We start from the raw sequence: 11594 nt of genomic DNA on the forward strand, positions 1-11594 counted from the left end.
ATCACTGGGGAAGACAAAACCGGGGGCCAGCATGCCGCAGGTCAACTTCAAACTGTTGCACATGTTCATTGCCGTGGCCGAGAACAGAAGCTTCCGGCTCGCATCGGAACACCTGAACCGCTCCCAGTCGGCAGTCAGCATGCAGATCAAGCTGCTCGAAGAGCAGGTCGGCGTTGCGCTCTTTCACCGAACGACCCGCCGGGTCGAACTCACGGCTGAGGGACAGCAACTGCTTGCTCATGCTCGGCGCGCGTTGAGCGAATGGGACAACGGGCTTCGCGAGATTCGGGGCATCGTCGATATGCAGCGAGGCACACTGTCTTTCGCCTGCGTGCCGACGATTGCTGCGACCATCCTGCCGCAAGCACTTCGCGTGTTTCAGGCCAGCTATCCAGGAATCAGCGTCAACCTTCGCGAGCTCGCGGCAGAAGACCTGCTCGACTGTATCCGCCGTCGGGACGCCGACTTCGGCATAGGCCCGGGCATGGAGCGTTTGACCGAGTTCCAGTTCACCCCGCTCTTCAACGACCCGATCTACGCGCTCGCCACTCGGGCCTTCCCTTTTCGAAAACGGGCTTCAATCGACCTGGCGGAACTCTGTAACTTCCCGATTCTGCTGAATTCCAAATCAGCGGCGCTGCGCGCGATGCTGGAGCGTGCTCTCGCCGTTCGAGATCTTCAGATGAAGATCGCGTTCGAAGTGGTCCACACCCATACGCTAATCGCATTGGCAGCCGCCGGACTTGGCGTTGGAATCTTGCCGAAAGTCGCCCTTCCCCTCCCGCTCAGGAAAAACATGCAGGCCGCGCCGATCGGAATTCCCCCTCTGGTGCGTTCGGTCGGCATACTCACACTGAAGGGACAGACCTTCTCCCCCGCCGCAGCCGCGCTGACTGCCGCCGTCCAAAAATTCATAAGACCTCGCGGCTGAACAGCGGCGCCCACCGCTCATACGCTCGGGGCGGAGGCTCCGTTCCGGTCGGCCATCATCTCGGGGGCGTCGTCAAGCGGGTTCTTGGGAAACTGGATCGCACCAGCCCCGGTAAACACATTCGAGATCACCGTTCTCGCAGCAGCGCGAATTTCCTGCTCGATTTCCGGCGAGCCCGCCGGCAACGCCACCGCGTTGGTGAGATCCAAAAGTTTGTCGCGGAGTTGCTTCTGAAACGCGTCCGGGTCATCTGCGAGGCTCGATACACAGGCAAAGAGCATCATCAGCATGAGCTGGACTGCGACATCGCCTCCGACCTGATTGACGGTCTGCTCGCGCCGTGGCGGCAGCCCATTTATGGCGTCCATATACATTCAACAAATCCTCTTTGCTGCGTCCCCCCATTGGAAATGCGCTCGCATTGCCCCGATGCGCACGGCTGGCGCGACCTTACAGCACCCATCGCTTCGCGGCCATCCTCCCCGGGGCGCAAAGGCGCCCCTCATCGGCGTCGAAGCGGCTTGCATATGCCGTCGAAGCCCTTCTGAAACTCCGCTGCTCGGAATTCTACGCGTTCGAACTCTTCGGAAGACCGCCGGGAATGCGAGGCATTTCGCCAAGTTCAGCCAGCATTGTTGCCCCTTGTCCGATTTGCTCGCCGGTCGAGACCGGGCGCACCGGCACACCATCACGTTCCGTTCCCACGAGTTCGCCGTATGCCGCCGATGTCTTGAGCGCGATGTCGCTCCAATCGTAGCGACGCGCGTTGTCGCGCCTTAACGCCTCCCGTGCGGCCGCGTCCAGTTTCACATCAGCGAGGCTCGTAAGCTTCAAGGAAAGGTCCCGGACATCCCCCACCTTGAAGACGTTGGCCGGGTCGCTGACGACTTCCATGTTGGACGGAATGTCGCTCACCAGCACCGGCAGCCCATAGCTAAGCGCTTCCAGTAGAACGATCGGCAGACCTTCGTGCGAGGATGGAAGGACGAACACTCCGGCGTGCGCATAGAGTTGGCGCAGGGTTTCACCACTCTGGTAACCGGCCATAACCACGTTCTCTACCAGTTGCGCTTCCGAGGCGAGACGGTCGGCGTATTTGTTCTCATGATCGATCTGGCCGACAATCGCGAGCTTCCAGCCCTCAAGCTTTGAGTCTTGAAATGCGCGCAGCAGATCCAGCTGCCGCTTTTCCGGAACGAGCCGCCCGACCGTCAGCACGTATTGGCCGGGAACAAGCCCCAGCTCGATCACCTTGTCAGCCTGAAGCGGCAGTTCGGAGAATACCACGCCGTTCGGTATCACTTCGCTGGGCTTACCGTATTTGGCCGTTATCAGCTTCTCGATGCTCCGGCTTACCGCAATCCGTTTGTGAGCGAACCGCATGCCAACTATTTCGCCGACGCGGAGAATGGTGCGCGCCATCCACCCCCATTTCTCGCGATTATAGTCCTCACCGTGATGGGTGACGACCACGCGGAGCCCAAGCATGCGAAGAAGCGGCGTAACAAGGGCGGGCCCGATACCATGAACGTGCACGATCTTTGGCCTGCGAAACCCGGCAACTAACGCACAGACCACCGAGTGCAGCAATGTTTCGAGATAGGTATTGCGCACCGTCCAGAGTCGCAACAACTGCACTCCATTCCACTTTCTGTCGAACTTCGGGTCGATGTACGGCGAACGAGTGCAAGCGGTCACGCGATAACCGAGCTGGACCAGTTGCGGAGCGAGATGCTCGGCATGCGTCTCGATGCCGCCCTGTACGCCGGGAAAACCGCGAAACCCGAACGTATAGATCTCCTCCCTGCTCATTCGTATCCTCCCACGATCTAGTTGTTGACGAACGTCTTGAGCGGGTAATGCTCGTCTGGAGTCAGACGATTCTTGACGAGTCGGGCTTTGACGTTCTTGGCCAGGAAGGACTCTCGCTTGACGAGGGGCGATGGCCGCACGTCGGAGTAATCGATGTAGCTGTCGAAGCAGATCTTCTTGCCCATCGACACCTTCATCTTGTTCTTCAGAACCCACATCAGCGGTTCGGCTTTCGGCATCTGCGGGATGATGTTTGAGCGCATTGCGGTGCGTGCAGTCGTCACCATCCAGCAATTCTGAGCGCAGCCCGCGACCTTCTTGCGGGTCTTTTGTGCGACGTCGCTATTGAGGATCTCGTCCCACGACTGCCGTGCGAGGTTGCCCATCGGCAGGTCGGAGCGGACATTGCAGGCCCACACGTCCGACCATGGGTCGATGAAGGCGAAGTCCTTCCCCGCACTGCACGGTATCAGGCGATCGTGGCCGAGGATCTTTTCGATCAGGCCAAGATTGAGATAAGCGCGAAACCAGTTCTTCGGCTTCGAGCTCCGCAACATGGCTTCGATGAGCCCTTCGACCTGCCGTGCAACCGCCTTTCGCTCGTAGAAGTAATTGTCGTTCTTGTAGAACTGCCACGCGTTATGAAGCGTGGACGTCGCCAGTTCGTAACCTTGCTTGCGAGCAAACTCGTAGACATTGACGAGTTGATCGACATTCTCGTCCTGAATGACCATGGCGAAGCCGAGATCGGTGCCGCCCGCTTCCTTGAGCATCCGCAGGCCCGCGACCTTGGTCGCATATCCGTCCTTCTCGCCGCGTATCGCGTCGCTGGTTGCCTGATCGCCTTCCAGCGAAAAGCGAACCTTGATGTTCGGATACTTCTTGATGATCGGGACCAACCGCTCCGGATGCAGGCCGTTGGACGAGATCTCCGTAATCCGAGCCTTCGGATAGAGGAGATCAATGACCTCGCCGAGGTCCTTCCGGAGCGTCGGCTCGCCGCCCGACACGTTGAGATTGTCGAAACCGGACGGCAGCTTCGACAGAGTCTCGAGCGAGATCTCTTCCTTCGGCGATGTCGGATTTTGCCAGATGTAACACATCTGGCACTTCGAGTTGCATCGATACGTCGAAATGACGGTGAGGTCCATTTTATGATCCCAGCTTGCTGAGTTTCGGCACCAGGCTCTCGTAAAGAGAGAGAAGTGCCGCGCCGTGCCTCTGGATTGAGTACTCGGTCTCGACAATCCTTCTCGCCTCGCTTCCGAGGCGGGCGCGCAGATCCGGATCGTCGAGAAGCATCTTGATGCGACCGGACAGCTCGCCGGCATCCTTTGCTTCGAACAGAAGCCCAGTCGTTCCGTGCCTGACGAGTTCAGGAATTCCGCCGATGCGCGAAGCAACGACCGGCTTCGCGTAAGCCATTGCCTCGAGAACGGAGAGCGGGCTGTTCTCGTGCCATTCGGAGGGAACGACCACGAGTGACGCCGCTCGAAGCCTGGCGTTCAGCGCCTCTCCCGTGAGGTGGCCGGTGAACTCCGCCAAGGGGAAACGCGATCGCAGTTCATCGAGCAGCGGGCCCGATCCGGCAACGACAAGACGCCATGCTGCATTGTCCGCCGCATGGGCCCGCAGAAGTGTCTCGACGCCCTTCTCTGGTGAAAGACGCCCGAGAAACAGGACATAGTTTTCGTCATCACGGGAGACTTCAATGCGAGACGCATCGATGCCGTTCGGTATGTGAACGACCTTGTCCTCGCCGAAGCGGCGAACCACCGCATCACGCATAAAGCGGCTGGGAGCGATGAACGTGTCGACGTGATGATAGCTGCGCGCCGCTGCGTGATACCGAGCCTCCGCCCACAGCAGCGCGCTTTGGCCGATCGATCCGCCAGCGCAACGGTGCTGCAACAGCGCCTCGAAGCGACCATCGGAGCACTCCGTGCACGGCGCACCATTGCGAAGCTGAGTGTAGACCGGACAGACGGGTTTATAATCGTGAAGCGTCAGAACGACCGGAGTATTCAACCGAGACGCCGCGCTGATGATCGACGGCGTGAGCTGGTGGTAAATGTTGTGACAGTGAAGTATGTCCGGCTTTTCGGCGCCGATCAGCTTGGTGATGTTCCTGACTGCTTCCCTTGAATGGACAAGCGAAAGCGCCGACTTGAGCTTCTCGCTTTGCGAGCTCGATCGATACGATTTCTGCGAAACGAAATAAGGATCATACTTGGAGGGTAGGTTGCGAGGGTCGCGCATGGAGATTTCCGCGACCTCAAACTGATACGCCCTCATGATCTCCATTTCGTCGAACATGACGGCTTCCGAGCCGCCGTTCCGAAAGAAGAACTTGTTCGCGAAGAGCACCTTCAGACGCCGCGGCTCATGCGGGCCCGGGCGCTCCGTCGATTCGGCTTGCACCGGTCTGAGATGAATTTCGCCTCGACTGAGTTGCCGCCTTGCAAGATCGGCACGCAATTCACCGACTGGGCCAGCGCCGAGACCAATTGACGACCCGTTCATTTGCCTCGACCCAAGCCACACGGAAGCCGAACTCCGACTGTCGTCGCCTATTCACCACCCGAGCGGCTTGCTCAGATCTCGGTGTCGATCGGCGTCAGCGAACCGTAGCGGGGAGCAGCATGGCGATATTGACGGCCGTCAAGTCGATTGCATCGACGCCGCCTAGGTTGGGTCCGAGCAATCCCGTCAATGGCTTTTGACATCATGCACAGCGTTCGTGAGGCCTGCTGCGGAGGGTTATACCCATTGATGCAGCGGCGACCGCGTAAGCGTTGTCGGATGCATTGACGCGCGACTTGCGCCGGTAGCCGATGGTGGTCGCAAGTGCATCGTCGTGCAGGGATGACACCGAACCAATCGCCACGAGCAGGTCCAGCAGGGAATCGCCCTCTCATGCGCGAGCGCCCATCGGCTTCCTGTCATGACATTGCACAACCGCCGCACAGTGCAGTTGGCCGTCGAAGGCAAAACATCGCTTCGGACGATGGCGCGGGGTCAATCCGGCCGATCTGGATTAAAAAGGGCAATCAAGATCCTGCCCCAGTTCAGGCGAATTGCCGTCACGACCATCGCACTAACGTCGGCGCGGAGTGCCGCTCCGGACAAGCGCTCGACGCGCCGCTCGGACAGTATACTTGGAATCAACTGGGCCGCGCAGGTGCACTAAGTCACCTCTTACGCGTGCCCGCTTCACATGATGTAGCTGTGGTGATCCGCAGAAAGGAGTGACCGTGAACGAGCGCCGCGGCACAGAGGGACCGCATTTGGATCCAGGCCTCGTCGCGCTGGTGATGATGCTCCGATTCCAGGGAATCGGGGTCGATCCCGAGCAGATTCGACATCAATTCGGGGGTATGTTGATCGGCGTCCCCGAAATGCTTCGTTATGCGAAGACGCTGGGCCTGAAGGCGAAGGTTTCCACAACCGATTGGAGCCGCCTCTCCAATACGCCGTTACCGGCGATCGCGACGCTCCGGAGTGGCGAATACCTGCTGATCGGCAAGGCTGTCGAGGACAAGGTCATCGTTCTGAAGCCTGGCCACCCACATCCCACGACAATGATGCGGGATGAGCTGGAGGCCGCTTGGGACGGGCGCCTTGTCTTGATGACGAGGCGCCTGGCGCTGAGCGACCTCGCCCGCCGGTTCGATATCACCTGGTTTCTCGGGGCGATCCAAAAATACCGGCGCCTGTTGAGCGAGGTGCTGATCGCGTCATTCTTCCTGCAGCTATTCGCTCTGGTTACGCCGCTGTTTTTCCAGGTCGTCGTCGACAAGGTACTCGTGCACCGCAGCATGACCACGCTGGATGTGCTCGCAATCGGCCTTGTCGCAATTGCGCTGTTTGAAACAGTCCTTGGGCTTCTTCGTACCTACCTGTTCTCGCACACGACGAACCGCATCGATGTCGAATTAGGCGCGCGGCTATTCCGCCATCTGCTGGCGCTGCCGATCGGCTATTTTCAGGCAAGGCGGGTCGGCGACTCGGTTGCGCGGGTCCGAGAGCTTGAAAACATTCGGAATTTCCTGACCAGCTCCGGATTGACGCTGATCATCGATCTGTTCTTCACGTTCGTTTTCATTGCGGTCATGTTCGTCTATTCACCGGTGCTGACGTGGATCGTCATCGCCTCGTTTCCGTTCTATGTGGGGATATCGCTCGTCGCCGCACCGCTCTTTCAGCGACGGCTGGACGAAAAATTTCAGCGCGGCGCGGAAAACCAGGCCTTCCTCGTGGAGAGCGTCACCGCGATCGAGACGCTGAAGGCCATGGCGGTCGAGCCGCAAATGCAAAGGCGGTGGGAAGAACAGCTCGCCGGCTACGTCGCCTCGAGCTTCCGTGTGCTCAGTTTGGGAAACGTTGCGAGCCAGTCGGTTCAGTTCATCAGCAAGCTGGTCACTGCAGCCACGCTATATTTCGGGGCGAAGCTCGTCATCGACGGCGAGCTCACGATCGGCGAGCTGGTTGCTTTCAATCTGCTTGCAGGCCGCGTCAGCGCACCGGTTCTACGGCTGGCGCAGACGTGGCAGGATTTTCATCAAGCGCGCATCTCGATCTCCCGCATCGGCGATATTCTCAATACGACACCTGAACCGGTCCATAACCCCGGCAGGATGTCGATGGTTGCGATCCGGGGCGATATCCGCTTCGAACATGTCACGTTTCGTTATCGCATCGACGGGCCGGAGATCCTGCACGACATCACGATCGACGTGCCGACGGGCCAGGTGCTCGGCATCGTCGGACAATCCGGCTCCGGCAAGAGCACGCTGGCAAAGCTGGTGCAGCGACTTTACGTGCCCGAAAGCGGGCGCGTCCTGGTCGACGGCATCGATACCGCTCAGGTCGACCCGGCATGGCTGCGTCGTCAGATCGGTGTTGTGCTGCAGGACAATGTCCTGTTCAATCGTTCTGTCCGGGACAACATCGCCCTGGTTGATCCCGCCACTTCCGCTGATAACGTCATCGCTGCGGCTACGCTCGCGGGTGCCCACGACTTCATTCTCCAGCTACCGGAGGGCTACGACACGATCGTCGGCGAGCGAGGCAGCAGCCTTTCGGGTGGGCAACGCCAACGCATCGCCATTGCCCGGGCACTGATCACAGATCCACGTATCCTTATTTTTGACGAGGCGACCAGTGCGCTCGATTATGAGAGCGAACGCATCGTGCATAACAACATGGCGAGGATTGCGCAGGGCCGCACAGTCCTCATTATTGCGCATCGGCTTTCGGCACTACGGCTGGCCGACCGCATCATCACCATCGAGGGTGGCCGGTTGATCGAAGACGGCCGCCATGAGGATCTGGTCAAGACCGGAGGGCGCTACGCGACGCTATATCGACTCCAATCAGGACTGTATGGCCTTCATTCTCGAGCCGGACTATGACCACTATTGGCGGTAGACCACGCATTCGCAAAGTTGCTACGCCTCCGATCGGGCGCCGGGAAGGTTAGCCATGCGCGCTAATACCGAACACCCGCCTGAAGATCCCGGATTCTTTGTCCTGGATGTATTGCTTCACCTTCACGGCGTTGAAGCCGATTCAAAGCAGCTTCGCAAATGGGCGGGCGGCGGCCGCATAGGCGTCGCGGAGATGATCAAATGCGCCAGAGAGGCTGGCCTTGTTGCGCGCTGCCTGCAATGCAGATGGGAACGGCTTTCCAGGCTCACGTTGCCGGGCATCGCCGTTCTTCGTGGCGGAGGCTTTCTGCTCCTTGGCCGGGTCACCGGTGACAATGCAGTGGTGCTGCTGCCGGGCGCCGCGCGTCCGACGCTGGTAGAACGTGCCGAGTTGGAAGCGACCTGGGACGGCGGGGTTGTCGTACTGAGAAAGCCTCGCCCTACTGCCATTGTTCTGCGGCGGCTGTTGAAGACCGGTTCTGAGCGCGTTCAGGACCTTTCGCGAAAGTTGTTGCCGAGGATGCGTGGGCTCGCCAAGCCGGCCGCCGCGAGGGAGGTGGTGCAGGCGGGCGCGACCGCCGGCGGCGCTGCAATTGTCGTTCTTGCCGATCACGCCCGCAAGCTCGGCCGAGCCGTCGCCCAGCTGAACCCCGAGGGCAACCGCCGCTCCGACGAACTTGCGTTTTTACCAGCCGCTCTGGAGATCGTCGAAACCCCACCCTCGCCGCTTGGACGCGCGGTCGGCTTCAGCATTATCGCCATTTTTGGCGTCGCGCTGATCTGGGCATCAATTGGGACGGTCGACATCGTCGCGATCGCACCCGGCAAATTAATTCCGAGCGGTCGCACCAAAACCATCCAGCCGTTCGAAACCGGCGTGGTGCGCGCGATCCATGTTCATGATGGACAATCGGTCAAGGCGGGCGACGTGCTGATCGAACTCGATCCGACCATGAGCGACGCCGACGTCAGTCGCCTGAAAAGCGACCTGATGGGAGCACGATTCGATATCGCGCGGCTGAGCGCGGTGCTGGCGGCAAGTGACGATCCGGTCCCAGCCTTCAGGCCACCAGACGGGGCGCAGCCGGCGCTGACCGAAATGCATCGCAGATTTCTGATCAGCCAGACCGCCGAGCAGAAAGCCAAGCTCGCCTCGATCGACCGGCAACTGAAGCAAAAGGAGGCGGAACGCGCGACCTTCCGGGCAACCGTCGACAAGCTCAAGGCGACGCTTGCACCAATGCAGCAGCGCGTCGAGATTCGAGAGCAGCTGTTCCAGAGGGAGTTGGGATCCAAGCTCACATATCTGACCGAGCTGCAGGATTTTGTCGGTCAGCAACAGGAAATTCTCGTCCAGGAAAGCCGATATAGCGAGGCCGACGCCGCTATTGCCGTCCTGATCGAAACGCGGACAAAGGCTGTGGCCGAGTACACGCGTGCCACGTTCGAAGAGCTTGCCAAGGCCGAGCAAAAGGCGGCTGGCCTCGCACAAGATATCGTCAAGGCAGAGCAGCGCACCACCTTGCAGAGGTTGACGGCCCCTATTGACGGCATCGTCCAGCAGCTGATCGTGCATACGATTGGCGGCGTTGTGACGCCTGCACAGGCGTTGATGATGGTCGTTCCGAGGGATAGCCGACTTGAGATCGAAGCCATGGTCTCCAACCGCGACATCGGCTTCGTGGAAGTCGGTCAGGAGGCCGCGATCAAGATCGACACGTTCAGCTTCACGCGTTACGGCCTGCTCCAGGGCAAGATACTCGGCATCTCGCAGGACGCCATCACACGAGACAAGACGCCGGCTCGAACAAACGATGCCGGCCCGGGCTCGGAAGCATCGAGCAGCGAGCCGAAGGGCCAGGAACTGGTTTTTGCTGCCCGCTTGTCGATCGACGAGGCCCAGATGGAGATCGAAAACAAGCGCGTCAACCTGTCGCCGGGAATGGCCGTCACGGCAGAGATAAAGACCGGATCACGCAGCATCATCAGCTATCTGCTTTCGCCACTCGTTCGTTACAAGCACGAGAGCATGCGCGAGCGATAATGCCTTCGGGTGCGAACGGATAAGCCTGAATCGCGTGTTCAATCGGCCGGTTTCAGTAAACCGGCCAGGCACAGGACCCGTAGAGCCTGCTTGATTGTCTCCCACGGAAGATTGGCGCGGGCGGCGATATCCAGCAACGAGTTGTCGCCATCTGACATGTTGAGCAGCCACAGCAACGCCATCTGATACTCGCCGGCGGAACGTCCGCCAATCGTTCCGTAGAGGCCGTACTTTCCCAGCTTCGGTTCGCAATACGGCTTCACGTTCAGATAGCTGCGATTGTGCTCGATCACGTCGACCACGGCGAGCGCTTTTGCCAGGGAGTCCGCCAATGACGACGGCCGAACGAGGCTCAGATCGTCAGCAGACGTATGATACTCAGGAAATTCACCGTGCGGCGTACGCATGAAGCATCCGACCGGCAGGTTGAAGCCCGGTGAGCAGAATTGCCGCTCGTCGTAACCATAGGGAGAAAATGGCCGTATATCGAAGGCTTCGCCGGCCTGCCCCAGGACATACTTCCAAGCCCGATCGATCTCCGCATCACCACGCCGGCTCTGCTTGTAGGTCGGGGCACCTGCATCGCCGACGCAGGTCATGACGAACCCGTGTTTGATCCTGCTCACATGCGCCTTATTCATGGCCAGCCAGGCAATCGAACCTATCGTGCCAGGGATGAACAGGAAGCGATACGAGTATCGAAGGTTCATTCGGCTCAGGCGCTGCGCCAGCGCGGTCGCCACAGCGATGCCCGACAGGTTGTCATTGCAGAGAGATGGATGGCACACGTGGCAGGAAATGAGCACCTCATCCGAGGACTGACCGAGCACCCGCAGATCGCCGTAGGTCAAGTGCCCGGGTGCAAGAGAGGAGTCGATGCACACTTCGTACTCATCGTCCGGCAAGGCGAGCAGTTGATTGTGCGGCAGGCAGAACCCCCAGGTCGGGCTGTAATAGGATGTCCGGTACGGAATCCAGTCCGGATGCGCAGGGTCCGAATGCAGATGCTCCTTGAGCTCACGAAGATCCATACGCCGATGAACAGGCACGCTATAACTCACGACGTGCAGGTTGGAACGGCGAAAATCAACGATGCGCTCGCCGGCGCTATTCTTGACGTAGGCGTCCTTGATGTTCCATTCGAGCGGTACGGTCCAGTCGAAGACGTCGAATCCCGACGGCACCTCGCAGGTGGTGAGCGGAATATATCGACCGATCAGCTCAATGCTCTTGCGAACTCCATCACCGGTGATGCTTCGGCAAATCGGGTAGAGTTCGGCCGCGAACTCATGCATGGCAAGGCCGCCGTCGTCAGCCGATAGATCCGGAGACGATGCGGGCAACTCAAGCGTCTTGATTGTCGAATTCGTTACAATGT

At 59.6% G+C, this 11594-nt stretch carries 8 protein-coding genes; 3 read left to right on the forward strand and 5 right to left on the reverse strand.

Features of this window, described 5'->3' with window-relative positions:
- Positions 1-31: 31 nt before the first annotated feature.
- Positions 32-931 carry a LysR substrate-binding domain-containing protein gene (locus RCO31_RS09940; protein ID WP_308968158.1) on the forward strand — a complete coding sequence of 300 codons (900 nt, stop codon included), beginning with the start codon at positions 32-34 and terminating at the stop codon, positions 929-931.
- 17 nt (positions 932-948) lie between these two features.
- Here RCO31_RS09940 and RCO31_RS09945 read toward each other — a convergent pair whose 3' ends face one another.
- The 4 genes from RCO31_RS09945 to RCO31_RS09960 all read right to left on the reverse strand — a co-directional run bounded on the left by RCO31_RS09945 (position 949) and on the right by RCO31_RS09960 (position 5164).
- A complete protein-coding gene (locus RCO31_RS09945; RefSeq protein WP_308968159.1) occupies positions 949-1305 on the reverse strand; it encodes a hypothetical protein in 357 nt (118 codons plus the stop codon).
- Positions 1306-1498: 193 nt separating this feature from the next.
- The gene (locus RCO31_RS09950; RefSeq protein ID WP_308968160.1) at positions 1499-2743 is read right to left on the reverse strand and encodes a glycosyltransferase family 4 protein; all 1245 of its coding nucleotides are present in this window, start codon (positions 2741-2743) and stop codon (positions 1499-1501) included.
- A gap of 17 nt (positions 2744-2760) precedes the next feature.
- Positions 2761-3894 (reverse strand): radical SAM protein, encoded by a 1134-nt coding sequence (locus RCO31_RS09955; protein ID WP_308968161.1) that lies wholly within the window; start codon positions 3892-3894, stop codon positions 2761-2763.
- A gap of 1 nt (position 3895) precedes the next feature.
- Positions 3896-5164: a glycosyltransferase family 4 protein gene (locus RCO31_RS09960; protein WP_374991459.1), complete on the reverse strand. Its 1269-nt coding sequence runs from the start codon at positions 5162-5164 to the stop codon at positions 3896-3898.
- A gap of 833 nt (positions 5165-5997) precedes the next feature.
- Between RCO31_RS09960 and RCO31_RS09965 the strand changes: the two genes are divergently transcribed.
- Positions 5998-8157 carry a type I secretion system permease/ATPase gene (locus RCO31_RS09965; protein ID WP_308968163.1) on the forward strand — a complete coding sequence of 720 codons (2160 nt, stop codon included), beginning with the start codon at positions 5998-6000 and terminating at the stop codon, positions 8155-8157.
- A 70-nt stretch (positions 8158-8227) separates the two neighbouring features.
- A complete protein-coding gene (locus RCO31_RS09970) occupies positions 8228-10216 on the forward strand; it encodes an HlyD family type I secretion periplasmic adaptor subunit (RefSeq protein WP_308968164.1) in 1989 nt (662 codons plus the stop codon).
- A gap of 38 nt (positions 10217-10254) precedes the next feature.
- Here RCO31_RS09970 and RCO31_RS09975 read toward each other — a convergent pair whose 3' ends face one another.
- Positions 10255-11511 (reverse strand): DUF4910 domain-containing protein, encoded by a 1257-nt coding sequence (locus RCO31_RS09975; RefSeq protein ID WP_374991460.1) that lies wholly within the window; start codon positions 11509-11511, stop codon positions 10255-10257.
- Between the last annotated feature and the right edge of the window lie 83 nt (positions 11512-11594).

The organism is Bradyrhizobium sp. LHD-71 (assembly GCF_031157255.1).
GTDB lineage: Bacteria > Pseudomonadota > Alphaproteobacteria > Rhizobiales > Xanthobacteraceae > P52-10.